The 17058-nt window shown below is 58.5% G+C and carries 14 protein-coding genes and 2 pseudogenes; 6 read left to right on the top strand and 10 right to left on the bottom strand.

All coding sequences use genetic code 11. From position 1 onward, the window contains the following. Nucleotides 1–138 precede the first annotated feature (138 nt). The 4 genes from RYA97_RS14405 to mksB all read right to left on the bottom strand — a co-directional run bounded on the left by RYA97_RS14405 (nt 139) and on the right by mksB (nt 6349). A complete protein-coding gene (locus RYA97_RS14405; protein WP_016980942.1) occupies nt 139–1386 on the bottom strand; it encodes a right-handed parallel beta-helix repeat-containing protein in 1248 nt (415 codons plus the stop codon). 172 nt (nt 1387–1558) lie between these two features. After that, entirely contained in the window at nt 1559–4378 is a 2820-nt protein-coding gene (gene mksF, locus RYA97_RS14410) for an Mks condensin complex protein MksF (RefSeq protein WP_117140513.1), read from the bottom strand. Next, nucleotides 4375–5082, bottom strand: coding sequence for an Mks condensin complex protein MksE (mksE, locus tag RYA97_RS14415; protein ID WP_002552081.1), 708 nt, complete (start codon nt 5080–5082; stop codon nt 4375–4377). The genes mksF and mksE overlap by 4 nt, the downstream gene beginning before the upstream one ends. Beyond that, nucleotides 5072–6349, bottom strand: a complete 1278-nt coding sequence (mksB, locus tag RYA97_RS14420) for an Mks condensin complex protein MksB (protein ID WP_117140514.1) — start codon at nt 6347–6349, stop codon at nt 5072–5074. The genes mksE and mksB overlap by 11 nt, the downstream gene beginning before the upstream one ends. 144 nt (nt 6350–6493) lie before the next feature. On the opposite strand from mksB, the gene RYA97_RS14425 reads away from it, so the two are divergent. Further along, on the top strand, nt 6494–7297 hold the full coding sequence (locus RYA97_RS14425) for an energy transducer TonB (protein WP_117140515.1): 804 nt from the start codon (nt 6494–6496) through the stop codon (nt 7295–7297). Next, nucleotides 7290–7742, top strand: a complete 453-nt coding sequence (rimI, locus tag RYA97_RS14430; protein ID WP_002552084.1) for a ribosomal protein S18-alanine N-acetyltransferase — start codon at nt 7290–7292, stop codon at nt 7740–7742. Before RYA97_RS14425 ends, rimI begins: the two co-directional genes overlap by 8 nt. A 9-nt stretch (nt 7743–7751) precedes the next feature. Here rimI and RYA97_RS14435 read toward each other — a convergent pair whose 3' ends face one another. Beyond that, complete coding sequence (locus tag RYA97_RS14435) at nt 7752–8159, bottom strand: hypothetical protein (protein ID WP_005777856.1); 408 nt, start codon at nt 8157–8159, stop codon at nt 7752–7754. Nucleotides 8160–8329: 170 nt separating this feature from the next. Here RYA97_RS14435 and can point away from each other — a divergent pair, with 170 nt between their 5' ends. Then, nucleotides 8330–8968, top strand: coding sequence for a carbonate dehydratase (gene can, locus RYA97_RS14440; protein WP_002552086.1), 639 nt, complete (start codon nt 8330–8332; stop codon nt 8966–8968). Between the two features lie 71 nt (nt 8969–9039). Here can and RYA97_RS26515 read toward each other — a convergent pair whose 3' ends face one another. The 4 genes and pseudogenes from RYA97_RS26515 to RYA97_RS14455 all read right to left on the bottom strand — a co-directional run bounded on the left by RYA97_RS26515 (nt 9040) and on the right by RYA97_RS14455 (nt 13569). After that, on the bottom strand, nt 9040–9903 hold the full coding sequence (locus tag RYA97_RS26515) for a methyl-accepting chemotaxis protein (protein ID WP_371911627.1): 864 nt from the start codon (nt 9901–9903) through the stop codon (nt 9040–9042). Beyond that, a pseudogene (locus tag RYA97_RS26520) lies at nt 9898–10704 on the bottom strand (MCP four helix bundle domain-containing protein); the annotation flags it as partial. The gene RYA97_RS26515 and the pseudogene RYA97_RS26520, both read right to left, overlap by 6 nt. 119 nt (nt 10705–10823) lie before the next feature. Next, the gene (locus tag RYA97_RS14450) at nt 10824–11483 is read right to left on the bottom strand and encodes an HD domain-containing protein (protein ID WP_029240861.1); all 660 of its coding nucleotides are present in this window, start codon (nt 11481–11483) and stop codon (nt 10824–10826) included. Between the two features lie 65 nt (nt 11484–11548). After that, nucleotides 11549–13569 (bottom strand): annotated as a pseudogene (locus RYA97_RS14455) (acyltransferase family protein). A gap of 267 nt (nt 13570–13836) precedes the next feature. Here RYA97_RS14455 and RYA97_RS14460 point away from each other — a divergent pair. From RYA97_RS14460 to RYA97_RS14470, 3 genes are all read left to right on the top strand, one after another. Further along, on the top strand, nt 13837–14181 hold the full coding sequence (locus RYA97_RS14460) for a zinc ribbon domain-containing protein YjdM (protein WP_032613429.1): 345 nt from the start codon (nt 13837–13839) through the stop codon (nt 14179–14181). A 108-nt stretch (nt 14182–14289) separates the two neighbouring features. Continuing rightward, nucleotides 14290–14724, top strand: a complete 435-nt coding sequence (locus RYA97_RS14465; protein ID WP_016980938.1) for a thiol-disulfide oxidoreductase DCC family protein — start codon at nt 14290–14292, stop codon at nt 14722–14724. A 267-nt stretch (nt 14725–14991) separates the two neighbouring features. Further along, nucleotides 14992–16200, top strand: a complete 1209-nt coding sequence (locus RYA97_RS14470) for a sugar transporter (protein WP_316892554.1) — start codon at nt 14992–14994, stop codon at nt 16198–16200. Between the two features lie 66 nt (nt 16201–16266). Here the strand turns inward: RYA97_RS14470 and pcsA are convergent, their stop codons facing one another. Continuing rightward, nucleotides 16267–16986, bottom strand: a complete 720-nt coding sequence (gene pcsA / locus RYA97_RS14475) for a phosphatidylcholine synthase (protein WP_002552093.1) — start codon at nt 16984–16986, stop codon at nt 16267–16269. Between the last annotated feature and the right edge of the window lie 72 nt (nt 16987–17058).

Below are 17058 nucleotides of genomic sequence, written 5' to 3' on the forward strand. Positions count from 1 at the left end.
CGTCAAGATTAAATTCCAGAAACCCTCATCGCTTACGCGTTGAGGGTTTTTGTTTGTCTGGGGTTCCACAAACCTCTGCATTCTCCTGAACTCATAACCACACCTTTCAGTATTGAAGTCAGAGACTCCCCCTCTAGCTCAGTTGAACGCCCCCATGCCTGCCAGCCTGCTACCGGGGCGCAGATGGAAGCTGCTCAGCACTGGCAGGCTTCCGTCCGGCTGGCGCTTCGCATCCCAACCAATATCCGAGACATCTTCAAAGTCAGCGTCGGTTACAGGCGTTTGCAGCGCCCATGAGTTGTGGGCCATATCCAGTCCTTCGCTGTTTACGGTCAACCGTCCCCTGTAGGCAATATTGTTGAGCAGGTGGCCGAGAGGGATCAGCGAGCCATTTGGCGCGATACCTGCCATGTTGTAGTTTGCGCCATTGGAAAAAGCCGTGTTGTTGATGAAGTCCAGTGCCAAGGTATGGTGATTGGCGTAGAAACCGGCGGATTTGTTGTCGAAGGCAACTGAATTACGGACGATATGTTTCACACCGTTGGGCACATACTTGCCACCGTATCCGCCCGCTTTGATGCCATTGCCGTTGCCCGCTTCGACTTTGGTGTGCGTGCCAGGCAGGTAACCTTGCTGCCATGCCCACGAGTTTTCGATGGTTACCGGCGAGAAGGCATTGATCAGGTCAAAGCCGTCGTCGGAATTAGCCCAGGCTCTGCAACCGCGAAATACGTTACCTGGATGCCCCGCCTTGATGTGTGCGCCGAAGCCGTCAGCGCTCTGACCTGCGCCGTTTGAGGTGTAAGGATCGTAGTTGTGGTGCGAGTCGGTATTGAGTACCAGGTTATAACCGCCGTTCTGAATGAACAGGCCTGGCCCCATGTTGTGATGCAAGTTGAGTTGCTCGAAAGTGTTGTGGCTGCCGCTGTTCCAGATGCCCCAGGACTCGTGATTGAGATGGTTATCCGGCTGCTGCGGCACGCCCGTTACCTCCAGCCCCTTCAGGTGCAACCAGCTACCGGTAACGTTGAAGCCTTTGACGCGACAATCGTCTTTCATGGCCGAGAAATCAAACACCGGTGTTTCGCCCGGATAGGCCCAGTAACGTATAGGTTTGTTTTCGCTGCCGCTGTTGTTCAGGGTGATGGCATTGACGGTGTCTGTGCGGGTAGCGCAGCTGTTGATGCCTGCTGTGTAGGTGTAGATTCCGCCGCGAAAATACACCGTGTCGCCGGCTTTTGCGGTTTGCTGTGCACGCATGATGGATTGCAAGGGTGCGGCTTTTGTACCGGCAGCGTGATCATTGCCATTTGGGGCAACGTAATAGTCGGTTGCATGCGCTGTTGCAGCAACGGTCAGCAAGACCGTCAACAGTATGGTTTTCATGAGGTCACTCCAGGCCAGCGTCTCGTAATCGTATGCGTGTTTGCTGCACCTCATTATGAATTCGATGAATAAAGATTCTGCTCGCCTGAGGCCCGCAACAGGGACTCACCAATTCAAAGACAATAAAAAAGGCCGCATTCTCATGCGGCCTTCTGACTACAGCTAACGACCCTTACGAAGCCAGCTCTGGAACCGCTGGCTTCACTTCATCGCGACGCTGAATGTATTTCCAGTCCGCTTCATCAATGTAGATGCCATTGGGTCCGCTGCCGCCTTCCAGGTCGATAGCAACGTGAGCCGAGACCTGTGGCTTCACACTTGCCAGAATCGGAACGAAGCCCAGTTGCAGGCTCGTTTCCAGCAGCGCAGCCTGGTTCTTCTCATCGATGTCTGCTGCTTCGTCCAGGTAATAAGGCAAGCGCACCCGACCAGCCTGATCCCGATCCATCAAGTGCAGCAACAGGTACATGTTGGTCAATGCCTTGATGGTCATCGTGGTGCCGTTGGAAGCTGCGCCGTCGATATCGGTGTGAATAACCGGCTGACCATTGACCTTGGTGATCTCGAATGCCAGTTCGAACAAGTCCTTCAAGCCCAACTGGTTATGGTTGGCAGCCACAAGTCGCGCCAGATACTCCTTGGCCTCTTCGTTCTTGTTGTCCTGCTCGGCGCTCTGGCTCAGGTCGAAGACTGACAGTGTCTCGCCTTCTTCATATTGCCCGGCGCTGTGGATAATCTGATCGATGTGCTTGAGTGCTTCCTTGTTCGGCGCGAGCACGATACGGAAGCTTGCCAGGTTAGAGACTTGACGCTTGTTGATCTCGCGGTTGAACAGCGCCAGTTGATGCTCAAGGCTATCGTAGTCGCTACGAATATTGCGCAGGGTGCGGGCGATGTCAGTAACCGCAGCGCGACGAGCCTTGCCCAGCGTAAGTGCCTCATCGGTACGGTGTGCGTAGGCATTGATCAGCAGTTGCAGGCGACGCTCCATGTCGTCCTCGCTGTCGAACTTGGCCACGCCCTTGAGGCGAACCTGGGCATACAGCGCTTCGATCTGCCCATCGCTGCGCAACAGACCTTGCCAGCTGTCCTGATAATCGTTGAGCAGTGGCAACAGGTTATCCATGGAATCATCAATCGGGTCCATGAACGGCGTGCCGAACGGTAGATCCGCAGGCAACAACTGGCGGCGACGTAGCGCGTCGTCCAGCGTGCGTTGCTTGGATTCCATGTCACCAATCTGACGGGCGATCAGTTGCAGCTTGGCCGAGAGCTGCTGGACGCGCTCAGTGAACGCATCACTGGAGCGCTTCAGTTCATCCTGAGCGGCTTCCATCTGCGCCAGCTCTTCCAGCTTGCCGGACTCCTCTGCGCTCAAGGTCTGGCAACGGCGGAAGTCTTCAAGTGCCTTTTGCGCATCCAGCACCTGCTGGTACAGCGCTTCGGTCTGGGTCTTGCTCGCCGAACGGTCGGCGGCCACAGCCTGCTGGGTTTTCAGTTGCTTGAGCTCTTTTTCCAGACGCTCTTTCTGATCGCGCAGCGCAGCACGATCGGCCAGCGCCTGCAGGGCAGGAGGCTCGATACTCGACAGGTTGATGGTCAGCCCGGGTACGGCGAATTGATCGCCCTTGAAGCCATCCAGAATGGTCTCCAGCGATTTGACCCACGCGTCGCCGTCGTCCAGCGCAATACCTTGCTCACCCAGTGGCAGGCTGAACAGCGCGCTGTTGAACAGGCGCATCAGGCGTTCTACGTCCGGCTGGGAGAACTCTTCACGCAGACGGGCGTAACTGTTGTTGTCCGCGTGGTCGAGCTGTTGCTTGACCGACTTGAGGCGTTTCTCCAGATCGCGCAGACGCTCGTCCAGGTCTTCGGCGCTGAACTGCCGCGACTGGGCCAGTGCACCGGCCAGTTCATCGTGAGCATCCTTGGCTGCGAGCAGTTGCTGCTCCAGCACCTTGACGTCATCGACCAGCGCAAAACGATTCTTCAGCACCGACAGCTCGCCGACCCAGCGCTGGATACTGCTGATCTCGCGCTCCAGACGCATCAGTTCCTGAGTGCTGCTGCGCTGATCGTTCTGCATCTCATCTTGCTGAGCACGGTAATGCTCGGCCTGAGCGACCAGTTCTTCCTTGCGCGCGCCAGAGTAGTCTGACCAGGTGCCAAGCAGTGAATCAAGGATCGGCGACAGACGATGCAGTTTGCCGCGCAAAAGATCACGCTGTTTGACCCCGGCAGCCAGTGCCTCGACCAGCGGGCCAGCCAGTACCAGCGAGTTGTAATCCTGTTCCATGCGCCGCACGTCGCGGAAAGCTTCTTCACAGGCGGCGATGTAGTCGACGCTGCCCGAACGCAGGCTGTGCTCGAACGCATCGAGAAACAGCTGCTTGAGTTTGGCTGCCGTGATTTCACGCATGTGCAGCAGGTTGATGAACAGCGCGCGGAAAGTCTTCAGGCTCTGCTCGCTGGTGGAGCGTAGCGGGATCAGGGTCAGGTCCAGCGGGATCGAGGTATGACCGCCGACCAGCAGGCGGCGCAACTCGTCCGGCTTGAGTTCGTAGGCTTTCAGGCCTTGGCTTTCCAGGTTGCTGAACAGCTCTTTCTGACGCAGGCAGGTGTCGTTCTTCTGGTAATGACCCAGGTCCAGCTCGCCGGCATAGGCAAAGAACTGGTGGCCGAAACCGCCACCCGGGCCGCGGCCTACCACGCCAATCACATGCGGGCCGTGGGGCAGGGAGACTTCCACCAGAATGTAACTGGTGTCGGTGGCAAAGTAGAAGCGCCGGGACTGCTCAAGGCTGTACTTGCCGAAGCTCATGTCCGACATGCGTGCCAGAATCGGGAATTGCAGGGCGTTGATCGAGGCGCTCTTGCCGAGGTTATTCGCGCCGTACACCGACAGCGGGTTTTCCAGCGGGAACAGGCCGAGGCTGTAACCGGCGGTGTTCAACAGGGCAAAGCGGCGGATGCCATAACGTTCCTGGCTCATGTGTCCATCTCCTGTCGTTGCTCATCGGCGATTGCCCGGGCAAGTGCCTCTTCCTCGGTTTCTTCACCGAATTCAGCCAGGTCCAGCGGGTCATCGGTTTCCAGCAGCTTCTCGTCGCTGTCGTCATCGATGAGCACAGGCGTTGGCAGTGGCAGGGCGCTATGCAGGCTGGCCGCCAGATCGCGGTCCTGTTGCACCGACAGGCATACATCGAGAAAACGGTGCATCGGCGGCAGGAAGCGGTAGATACCGACCTCTTCACTGGCAAAACCCAGTTGCGTCATGCGGCGCATGATCTTCTCTTCAAGCTCTTCCTGGGTCTGCACTTCCGCCTGAAGAAACAGGTCCCGGTACTTTTCCAGCATCGAAGGCAGTTCGTCACGGCCCAGACTGCCGCCATCCAGCACGGCCATCGGGTCACGGCCCTGATCGGCCAGATGCTCGACGAGGATGAAGGTGAACAGCGCCAGACGCTGAGCGGTCTTGTTGACCTGCGCGGCGGCCAGTTCAGGCACGAAATAGTAGAAACCGCGGGTGTCGCAGATCAGTTCGTAGCCCAATGCCTTGAACAGCGCGCGGTACTGGTCCTGGCAGTTGGAGAGTTGGGCATACAGCTCCGGGTCACGGCGGCTGATGTGATAGCCCTTGAACAGCTCGCGAAAGATCGGCGCGAGCTGGGACATTTCGGATAGATCAAGATGCATGAACAGGGCTCTCGGAATGCTCTGGCTGCTCGTCTTTTGCGGCGAGCAGGGCAAAGGAGCGCAGGCTGACGCGGTGCTCCCGGGTGAAATATTCGCGACGATCGAGGCGTTCACGGGCGAAGCGCTTGTCCCGCGACAACCGCGAGAACCAGTACAACAGCTCGTCGGTTTCGCCGGTTGGTTCCTGCTCCAGCAACCAGACCATCAGGTCAGGCATCGGCAGGGCGCTTTCGCAGCGCTCGAGCATTTCCTTGACCGTACGTGGCGCGCGGGGTGGTTCGCCCTTGCGTGTACCACTGGCCTTGGGGAACTTCGCGGGCTTGGGTTCAAAGCGCGCCAAGGCATAGACGTAAGCCTCGACCTGGCTCGCGCTGCCCAGAAAGGTACTTTGCGGGCGGGTAAACAATGGCATGGCAGCCTGTGGCACTGCGTCCAGGCCCTTGCGCCGAATCGCCGACAAGGCCAGTGCCGCGCCACGAGTCACCGCATTATGGCGACGTGCCTCCTCGCGCAGCGGCAACAGCAGCTCGCGTGCATGGCGCAAGGTCAACTGAGCGCTGGTCTGCATCTCCAGAATGCGCGCATGGGTGCGCAGCAGCATGTCGTCGTCGACCAGATGACCGAGGCGTTGTTGCTCGGTCAACAGGCGCAGCAGCACATTCTCGACCTTGCGCACACCCTGTTCGAAAGCACCGTCGGCATTGACCAGTTGAATCATCGGCTCGACGTATTCGTCCCAGGTGGCCAGAACTTCTGCATACCGCTGGCGCAAAGGGATCTGCCGGTCGCTGGTCTTGGCCCGGTCGGCGACCGCGACCAGTGCCTGTTCGTCGTTGGCAAGCTTCTTGAGAACGTCGCGCACCCGCATGTCCAGCAGCCGCAGCTGCCTGGCCAGATCATTGGCATCGCGAATATCGAACGCGTCCTGAATGTAACCGGCCAGGCGCTCCAGATGGCGCAGATAAGCCTCGATTTCCAGGCACAGGCCCAGCCGGTGCTCGCGGCGCAGGTAGGACAGGAAGTCATGGATCTGTGCGTTGAGCTCAAAGCGGTTCGGACTTTTCGCGACGGGCACCAGAATGTCCAGACGAATCCACACGTCCAGCAGGTTGGTGATGTCTTGCGGGGTGCTGTCCTGCTGCTGAGCGCCCAATTGCAGGCGCAGCTCGCTCAGGCTCAACGTACCCTGGTCGAAGTGTTCGCATAAGGGCTCGAGTAGCGCCCAGTGCTCGGCAAGGGCGCGCAGGACGCGCTTGGGTTCGATCATCGTTAGGCCGACTGTTGGCAAGTGAAAAGCGGCAATTGTACTGCATCAGTCGCCTGATATTTCACCTGCGGGCGATATGCTGCAGCGCAAAAAGGCGAACAACGCTAGAATTGCGCGCTTAACTTATCCACAGGTGGCTGACCCTTGCTCAACGAGTCCCGTCGCCGCGCTTATTTGACCGCCATGCAGGTGGTCAACTGGCTGCCGCGCACAGAACTGCCATTCGCTGCGCCCTCGCGTCCGGAGCTGCTTGCGCCGTTACCGCCGCCGGTCGAGGTGCAGAACATTGCGCCTGCTGCCGCGCCATCTGCGCACGCTGCGCCGGTCGAAGCTGCGAACGTTGTGCCAATCGCCCGGCAGCCCGAGCGCCCGAAGGTCGAGGTGCCGCGTCCGTCACTGGCCAGCACGCGCACAGTTGCCCCGGTCGAAGAGGCCGCGCCTGCGCCGCCCAAGGCCGCGGTTGTGCCGCCACCGCGTTTTGCCCTGCAATTGCTGCGTGCCGGCCGTTGCATGCTGCTGGTAGAACTGACCACCGGCCAGCCGTTTCAGAGCCGCGATCCGTCCTACCTGCTGCTCAAGGACATGCTGCGCGCTGCCGGTCTGCCCGACAGCCCGCAGATTATCGGCGAACCGGTGCGCTGGCCGTTGCTGGTGCGCGGCCAGATGGATCAGGGCCCGGAAGCGGCGCGCGACTTCGTGCAAGGCTTTGTCGGTGCCCGGCTTGAGGACGAACCCTGTGCGTGCCTGTGGCTGATCGGTTTGCCGTCGATGAAGTTCGCCGGTGAAGCCGACGCCGAATCCTATAACCGCGAATTGCAGATCGAAGGTCTGGGTACTGCCTGGGCGTTGCCGGGTCTTGAATTAATGATGGACGAGCCTGAGCGCAAGGCCGATGTCTGGAAAGCCATGCGTCGGCTGATGACGCGCTGGAAATCGATCGATGAGTGATGCCGTAACCTTCCGCCCCATGACCGAAGCCGATATGGATGCGGTGCTGAAAATCGAATACGCAGCATTCAGCCATCCCTGGACACGCGGCATCTTTCTCGATGGCCTCAAGTCCTACGAGATCTGGCTGATGTTCGAAGGGGCGCAGCAGGTCGGGCACGGTGTGATTCAGGTCATCATCGATGAAGCGCATCTGCTCAATATCACCGTCAAACCTGAAAATCAGGGCCGTGGTCTTGGCTTGCTGCTGCTGGATCATCTGATGAAGCGTGCTTATCAGCTAAACGCTCGGGAATGCTTTCTGGAGCTGCGTGACAGTAATCGTCCAGCCTATCGTCTGTATGAAAACTACGGTTTCAACGAGATAGGCCGGCGTCGCGATTACTACCCGGCAGTCGGCGGCCGCGAAGACGCTGTGGTCATGGCCTGTACGCTTTTCGAATAGTGCTGGCTGTCAGCGCTGGGTATTGCCATCCAGCGGGTCGATGATTGCCAGTTCCTCCTCGTCCAGACCGTTGCCACCACCGATGTCATCTTCATCGACTATAGTCCGCTCCAGGTCGGCAGGATCGTCTTCGCCCTGCTCATTCGGTGAACGGGCACCGTCTTCGCGGATCAGGGTTTCCGGAGACAAATCGTCATCGGTCGAATGGTGATCGTCAGTCGAGGCACCGGTCAGGCCTGCCTCACGCACACGCTGATCCGGAATTTCATGTTGCAGTTCGTCTTCAGGAATAAGATCACCGATACGGGCACGATCTTCTTCGTCGAAGTCGAGTGTTTCCATGGAGCCCATACGGTCTTCGTTATCGTCGATGGGTTCCGGTTCGGCAGCACCGAACGGACGGCGTGAATCGTTCATGGGAAATCCTCATTTCAGGTGGTCGTAAAAAATGGACCGGCCATGACTTTGAAGATTCCTTTTTGTTGACCGACGAGCTTTGGTGAATTTTGTCAGTAGTGGCAAATAGGCGTGACTTGAAGGATTCGACTCCAGTCCAAGGCTGGGCATCATTATCGAGGCGTCAAAGCATGAACGAGCTACAAGACCTGATTGATAACAATGCACGCTGGGCCGATGCGATAAAGCAGGAAGACCCAGAGTTTTTCGCCAAGCTGGCCCGCCAGCAAACACCTGAGTTCCTGTGGATCGGTTGTTCGGATGCACGTGTCCCGGCCAACGAGATCGTCGGCATGCTGCCCGGCGATCTGTTCGTCCATCGCAACGTGGCCAACGTTGTGTTGCACACCGACCTCAACTGCCTGTCGGTGATCCAGTACGCAGTGGACGTGTTGAAGGTCAAACACATTCTGGTGACGGGCCACTATGGTTGCGGCGGTGTACGCGCGTCCATGCAGGACCGCCAGTTCGGCCTGATCGACGGCTGGCTGCGCACGATTCGTGATCTGTATTACGAAAACCGTGAAGTGCTGGCCAAGCTGCCGACCGAGGAAGAACGTGTCGACCGTCTGTGCGAGCTGAACGTGATTCAGCAAGTGGCCAACGTCGGTCACACCAGCATTGTGCAGAACGCCTGGCACCGTGGGCAGAGCCTGTCTGTGCATGGCTGCATCTACGGCATCAAGGACGGTCGCTGGAAGAGCCTCGACGTAACCATCAGCGGCTTCGAGCAGTTGCCGCCGCAGTACCGTCTGCGTCCGCAGGACTGACAGCCGCCCTCAGGCTGCAGCATCGCCAGCCAGTCTGTTTTTGCGACGGCTGGTTGGCGACAGGCAGGTCATCACAGCACGAAGCGCTGCACCATCAGGTTCAGATCAGCCGCCAGCATCGATAGCGAATTGCTCGCCACGGTGGTCTGCTGCGCGCCTGACGCTGTCTGGCTCGACAGGTCGCGGATACTGCTCAGGTTGCGGTCTACTTCAGTCGCAACCTGGGCTTGCTGTTCTGCGGCACTGGCAATCAGCAGGTTGCGGTCGTTGATGGTGCCCGTTGAATGGATGATCACGGTCAATGCTTCGCCGGTTGATGCAGCTTGCTCAAGCGTCAGGCTGGCTTGCGTTGCCGTGTGGCGCAACGAGCTGGCCGTTTGCTGAGTGCTTTGCTGCACACCGCTGATCAGCCCTTCGATTTCTGAGGTCGAGGCGCTGGTGCGTTGCGCCAGTGAACGAACCTCGTCAGCTACCACGGCAAATCCGCGCCCGGCTTCGCCCGCCCTGGCTGCCTCAATGGCGGCGTTCAGGGCCAGCAGGTTGGTCTGGTTGGCGATCGCGCGAATCACATCGAGGATGCTGCTGATGCTCTGCGTGCGCTCGGCCAGTCCTTCAGCCTGATGCGAGGAGTCCAGTACGTTTTCAGTCAGTTGCTTGATCGAAAGAATCGTCGCCGACAGTTTTTCCTGTCCTTGCGCTGCCGCCTGGGTCGACGCCTGTGATTCGGTCACGGTGCTGCTGGCATTGCCTGCTACTTCGATGGCCGCCTGACTCATCTGGTTGACGGCGACTGCGGCCTGCTCGATTTCGTTGTTCTGCAATTGCAGATTGAGCGCACTGGCTTCGGCAATGGTGCCCATCTCCTGAACCGACTGCGACAGCTGCGTTGCCGCTGCGTAGATCTGATCAATCGTGCCGTGCAGGTTGGTGCGCATGCGCCCCAGGGTGATCAGCAACTGCGCGGTCTCGTCCTTGCCATCCGGTATCCGGTGCTCTGTCAGATCACCATCGGCGATGGTGCTGGCAATGTGCAAAGCCTGGCGGACCGGGTGAATGATGCTGACGCTCAGACGCCAGGCCAGCAGCAGGGTCAGAGCCAATACGACGGCGATGGCGCTCAGCGCAATGATTCTCGCCTGCTCGTAACGGGTGCCTGCTGACTCTACGGCGGCGGCAGCGCTCTGTTTGTTCAGCTCGCGCAGCAACTGCACCTGCATGTCCATCAGGTCGCCTTGCAGCGCGAGCATGGTATTGGCCAGCATTCGGGCCTCATCCAGCTTGTTCTGCTCGATCAGCGTGATCTGATTCTGCAAGCCGGGCATGAACGCCTTATAGGCATCCTGCAACGCGACGATAGAGTCATGCTCAGTGCCCGATTGAACACGCGCAAGGTATTCCGAGAAACCTTTCTCGACTTCGTTCTTGAGCTGTTCGACATTGATCTTGCTGTTGATGACCGCACCCGGATCGTCGGCATTGGCGATCAGCCGGGTGGTCTCGCTGCGCAGTTTGACCAGGCCGATGGCGATGGCATCGGCCATGGCGATACTGGGCAGCGCACCACTCTCGACAGCTTCGCCCTGATTGCGGATCTCCTGCATCTGCAGCAGGCAGAAAGCCCCCAGCGCGACCATCAGCAGGGAAGTGATGCCGAAACAGATCACCAGGCGCAGGGTAATCCTGAAGCGGCGCAATAGTGTTGGCGTTGTGGATTGCCGACGCAGGAAACGAGGCATAAATCTTTTCACGGCACACAACCCCTATAAACACGCAGACCTTCTCGGAGAGCCGTTTATAGGGCAGTTGTGTGATGTCTTTATGACATCTGATGTTTATATCGGAAACAGGTAACCCATCATGGCTGAGGCGCGCCGATTTCCTCCATCAGTTCATTCAGAAAACGCTTCAGCCGGTCGTGCCTGATCTTCGCCATCTGTGTCCCGGTGTCGGTTTGAAAGCTGTCGGCGAGGTGCAGCAGCTTGGTATGAAAATGGTCGGCGGCGAAGTTCCTGTCGTCATACGGGCGCTGGCTGGCATGCGGGTCGTTCGGTTCGTAAAGCTGTCTGCCCATCCGCCCTGATACGTAAAAGGTTCGAGCCACGCCGATCATGCCCAGAGAATCCAGACGGTCGGCGTCCTGCAGAATTCGGGCTTCCAGTGTCAGCGGGGTTATCGCCGCCGAGAAACTGTGCGCTTCGATAGCATGGGCAACCGCAGCGATACTTTCTTCGTCCCAGCCCATCTCGGTAAGCAATTCGCGGGCCCGTGCTGCCGCCAGTCGCGAAGCACTGGAGCGAAACGGTGAGTCTTTCTCGACCGAAACACAGTCGTGTAACAGCGTGGCGGCGATCAGTACGCGGGCATCGCCGCCTTCCCGGTCACGGATGGCGCAGACGTTTTTCCAGACGCGCAGCAAGTGCGAGACGTCGTGCGCGCCATCGATTTTCTCTGCATGAGTATGCGGGATCAGCAGGCTGGCCAGATCCTGAAACGGGGCGAAGCTGGCGGCGGTCATGCGGTGGTCCTCGGGCGTCTGGTCAGGCATCAGCATTACAGACAATGCCGCCTGATAAAACCCTGTCACTGGTCAAGAATATGGCTGATCTGGCCGGCAAGCAGCCCTGCGCCCTTGACGTTGAGGTGATTGAAGTCCTTGTAGTACGAGTTCATATCGCCAATCAGGCATTGCTTGTCCTTACAAAAGGCTTCATCCAAGGTGATCAACCTGATCTGCTTCGCCTGGCTGGCGTGCAGGAACAGTTCGCGAGTGAAGCGTTGCAACAGAGCATGTTTTTCGACTGGCACCGACAGTTCACTGACCCACTGCAGTTTCTGTGCATCACTGTCCCAGGCATCACAGGCCAGGCGGTAGTAGAGGCTCTCGGGATTGATCAATTGCTGCGGCACCTGCGCGACGATGAATACCTCGGTGCCGATATCGCGGTAGGCCTTTATCGTGGTTTCAAGCGCCTGCCGGAACACTGCTCGCGAGGTTTCCCGATTTTTTTCCGGGTGGCTGCGGGAGGTCAGGAAATACTTGCTCATCTTCCGTTCGCCGTAATCGCCGTCGGTGTACAGCGTCCAGCGTGCCACCAGCACGACCTTTTTGATCTGCCGCTGCTTCACGTATTCAAACTCGCGATTGGCCAGCGCCTCGCATACCCCGGCAGGGTAGTTACCCTTGGCGATGTCCACGCCGAGCAAGGGCAGGCAACCGCCCAGACCTATGTGCGCGACGGTTCTGCCTTGATCCCGCGCAGCGGCGTCAAACGTCGATAACAGGGCCTCTGAGTGGCTGTCACCAAACAGGGCCATCTCCGGTACTACGTTGCTGTCGGCAAGACCGAACAGGCAAAAATCGACATTCCAGCCTTGGCTATCAAGGTTCCGGTCGCATCTTTCGCGTATCTGCGGGTCGACAAATGCCTGATGCATCGCCGGATCGACAGCGAAGCGCTGGCTAAAGCCATTATTGAGATAACCGACCAGCCCCAGCGCGACAAATAGCGTGGAAGCACCACCTGCCGAGGCGAAGATCTGACGGCGGTTGAATGCACCGGCCTTGCGAAAGGGCTGCTCGACGAAGCGCCAGCTCAGCCAGGCCAGCAGCAGCGAGAGCACGGTCAACGCCAGCATCAGCGGCAGGCCTGGCTCAATCAGGCTGCGCTGACGAGCGAAGGCAAAGACGGGCTGATGCCACAAATAGGCGCTGTAACTGATCATGCCGATCAGGACCGTTACCCGTGAACTCAGCGCGTTGCCGACCCAGGTCTGGCCATTGGCGAAGACAATGATCAATGCCGCACCCAGCACAGGCAGCAGCGCGTTGAGGCCAGGGAGGGTGTACTGCTGTCGGAACAAACCACGGCATAACCAATCAGCAAAATCCCCAACAGCGTCGCCGCCTGATCGAGATGGCTGGCGCTATCAACGCTACGCGGGCGCCAGACAAAGTAGAAGGCGATGAACGAGCCCGTCAGCAATTCCCAGGCGCGTGCAGGCAGCAGATAAAAAGCGTTACTGGCGTTATGACGCGCCCCCAGCTCCGCCAGCGCCAGGCTTGCCAGGGCAGCTGCGATCAGCAGCACAATCAGCCACTTGCGACCCATGCTCCAGGCCAGCATCAGTAGCGGTGGGAAAAACAGGTAGTACTGCTCCTCTACCGCGAGCGTCCAGGTGTGCAGCAAGGGTTTGAGTTCAGCGGTTGCGTCGAAATAGCCGCTTTCCAGCCAGAACAGTAGGTTGGAGGAGAAGGTCGGCACCGCCACCAGGCTTTTGGCGAAGTATTTCAGGTCAGACGGATCGAGCGTCAACCACGCGACAGGCAGGCAGACCAGCATCATCACGAACAGCGCCGGCAGAATGCGTCGGGCGCGCCGTTCGTAGAAATCGATCAGCGAGAATCTGCCGTTGAGCATCTGCGCAAGAATGATCGAGGTGATCAGATAGCCAGAGATCACAAAAAAGATGTCGACCCCCACGAATCCACCGCTGAATAACGGCAAACCCGCGTGATACAGGATGACCGGGATCACCGCGAGCGCGCGCAGGCCATCGATTTCGGGTCGATAGCCGAGCGCCGGGTTATGAGGAATGCCCATGAAGTGTGCTCGATACAGGAAGTGGTGAAAGGCGATAAATGCGCGCTGCAATAGCTACCGCCAACGCAGGGCGCAGGCGTTGGGAATGAAGGATCAGAAGGGAATCGCAGGAGAGAGTGGTGTATTTTTTAGTTCAGGTATTCGCTTCTGTCCAATGGCTGAATCCGGTTTATGTCGACAGGTTTGCACCAGCGGATCAGCGTCTTCCAACCTGAAAGTGTAAAAGCCCTTTATAATTCATGGTTTTTACCCCTCGATGCGAGAACCATTGTGAGCTTACCGTCCTGCCCGAAATGCAATTCCGAATACACCTACGAAGACGGCAGCCTGCTGATCTGCCCGGAATGCGCCCATGAATGGTCTGCAGACGCTGCTGGCGCCGATGCAGCCGACGACGTGAAAGTCATCAAGGACTCCACGGGAAATGTGCTGCAGGACGGCGATACCATTACCGTGATCAAGGACCTGAAGGTCAAAGGCTCTTCGCTGGTGGTCAAGGTCGGTACCAAGGTCAAGAACATCCGTCTGGTCGATGGCGACCACGATATCGATTGCAAGATCGACGGCATCGGCGCGATGAAGCTGAAGTCCGAGTTCGTCCGCAAGGTTTGATTCTGTCGGGCAATGGCTTTAGCCTGAACGCCTCGCCGGTCCTTCGACTGGCGGGGCGTTCATGTTTCCGGGCGCGCCAGGGCTGTTTTTCCTGAACAGGTGAATACCGTGCCGACGACTACCCCCGCCCCGTATCTGAAACCCGATGAATGTGTCGTGCTGTTCGATGGCGTCTGCAAACTGTGCAATGGTGTGGTGAAGTTTCTGATTCGCCATGATCCACATCAGCGTCTGCGCTTGGCCTCCGTACAGTCGGAGCAAGGGCAGGCATTGCTGAAGTGGGCCGGGCTGCCGCTCGACGATTTTCATACCATCGCAGTCATCGTTAACAATCGGGTGTTCGTACGCTCGGATGCCTTTCTGCACATCATGGGGCTGCTGCCTGCGCCGTGGCCGCTGCTGAAAGTGCTGGGTATTTTTCCACGCTTTCTAAGGGACTGGGCCTACAACCGTATCGCGCTCAACCGATATCGCCTGTTCGGGCGCTATGATCACTGTCTGTTGCCGTCGCCCGAGAACCGCCAGCGCTTCCTTGACGGCTGACGACCGGCGGTCATTTGTAAAGTCTGTCATGACTGTACGGGTTGTGATCCACTCTGGCGGTCCGTAGAATTCGTGTCATCTGGCTTCACTCCCCATATCCACAATAATCCACTTTGCACACTGCGCCCGATTCAGAAGGTCGAGCGGAGCGTTTTTGCGTTGGTTTTTCAGTGGGGGCGAGCCGCGGTTCCATACAGGTGTCAGGCGTGCGTGTTCATGCGTGGCGATCGGCCTTCGGGTCGGAACATTTTCAGGGCGTTGCGATTCTTGATAACTTCACCTCCAAACGAGCAAGCAGGTAGCTGGCTTGGCGTATTCGCGCTGGCCTTGGCGGCCTTCATTTTCAATACCACCGAGTTCGTGCCGATCGGTCTGCTGAGTAACATCGGCCAGAGCTTCGAGATGACCCCGGCCCAGGTCGGGCTGATGCTTACGATCTATGCCTGGGTCGTGTCGCTGATGTCGTTGCCGATGATGCTGGCGACGCGCAACATCGAGCGCCGCAAGTTGCTGATGTTCGTGTTCGGCCTGTTTGTGGTCAGCCATGTACTCTCCGCAATCTCCCCCAGCTTCGCAATCCTGCTGGTGAGTCGGGTCGGTATCGCCTTTGCACATGCGGTGTTCTGGTCGGTCACGGCGTCGCTGGCCGTGCGTATCGCACCGCCCGGCAAGCAGGTTCAGGCGCTTGGCCTGCTGGCGACCGGTACGTCGCTGGCGATGGTGCTGGGTATTCCGCTGGGCCGCGTGCTGGGTGAAGCCCTGGGCTGGCGGACTACCTTTCTGGGCATCGCCGGCATCGCTGCGCTGGTAGTCTTCCTATTGGCTCGCGCGCTGCCTTTGCTGCCCAGCCAGAACTCCGGCTCGTTGCGCAGCCTGCCGATCCTGTTCAAACGCCCACGGTTAATGGCGATCTACCTGCTGACCGCGATTGTGGTGACCGCTCATTTCACCGCCTACAGCTATATCGAGCCGTTCACCCAGACTGTGTCCCGACTCAGCGGCGAAATGACCACGATTCTGCTGCTGGCCTTTGGCGGTGCAGGAATCATGGGCTCGATCATCTTCAGCCTGTTCAGCGACCGCTTCCCTAACGGGCTATTGATCACCGCCATTGGCACGCTGACCGTTTGCCTGCTCATGCTATTGCCACTCTCCGGCGATGCGACAGCGCTCGGCACGCTGACCATTATCTGGGGCATGGCGATCATGTGCTTCGGGCTGACCTTGCAAGCGCGTGTACTCTCGCTGGCACCGGATGCGACCGATGTGGCAATGGCGCTGTTCTCGGGCATCTTCAATATCGGTATTGGTGGCGGTGCGCTGCTCGGCAGCGTGGTCAGCAGCCATCTCGGGGTTGCCAATGTCGGTATTGTCGGCGGCCTGCTGGCCTTGGGCGGGTTGGGGTTGTGCTGCTTTACGACGCATTACTTCGGCAAAATCCCGCCTGCTGCCGAGGTGCAGGCCGAGAGCAAATAGGGCGCGCATAAAAAAGCTCGCTGACCGCGCAATGCGATCAGCGAGCTTTTTGTTCAGGCCTCGGCGTCAGGCTTTAAGCCGGCCCAGCCACTCCAGCGACGTTCTCCAGACACAAATTCCGAGAAAATACGCCGACATCGCCAGCCACAGCCCCATGACCACAGGACCGTTGTGTGGGTGGTTGATGATCAGCAGCGCGCTGGACAACAACCACACGGTGGTGACTGCGATGTTGATCGGCATGAAACGACGCACACGAAACGGGTGCAGAAACTTCATGCGGGTCAGGGTCAGCAATGCCAAGGCGATGATGGTGATGAACGTCAGCCACGGCGCGGGCGACAGAATGTAAAGGCACAGGGCAACTACGTTCCATGCCGCGGGAAAGCCCTGAAAGTAGTTGTCCTTGCTTTTCATGTCGACGTTGCAGAAGCAGAACAGCGACGACACCAGAATCACCGATACGCTGAGCAGCAACGTGTAATCCGGCACTGGTATGTAGCGATAGATGAACAGTGCCGGAATGAACACGTAGGTCAGGTAGTCGATGACCAGGTCCAGCACCGAGCCATCGAAGTGCGGCAGTACCGAGGTGGTATTGACCTTGCGAGCCAGTGAGCCGTCTACGCCATCCACGATCAGGGCGGCGCCCAGCCACAGCAGGCATGCTTTGGGTTCGTTGTTGAACAAGGCAATGGTAGCCAGGAACGCAAGGACGACGCCGGTGGCGGTGAAGCCATGCGCGCCCCAGGCGTTGAGTCTGGCTATGCGTTGATTGGTTATCACGGGGGCGCTCTCCAGGAAATAATGCTTGCCAGGGTGTGCCGCAAACCTGACCGGTAGCAACTATCGACCCGG

Origin of the sequence: Pseudomonas syringae group sp. 26L6 (assembly GCF_032587815.1) — a bacterium.
GTDB lineage: Bacteria > Pseudomonadota > Gammaproteobacteria > Pseudomonadales > Pseudomonadaceae > Aquipseudomonas > Aquipseudomonas amygdali.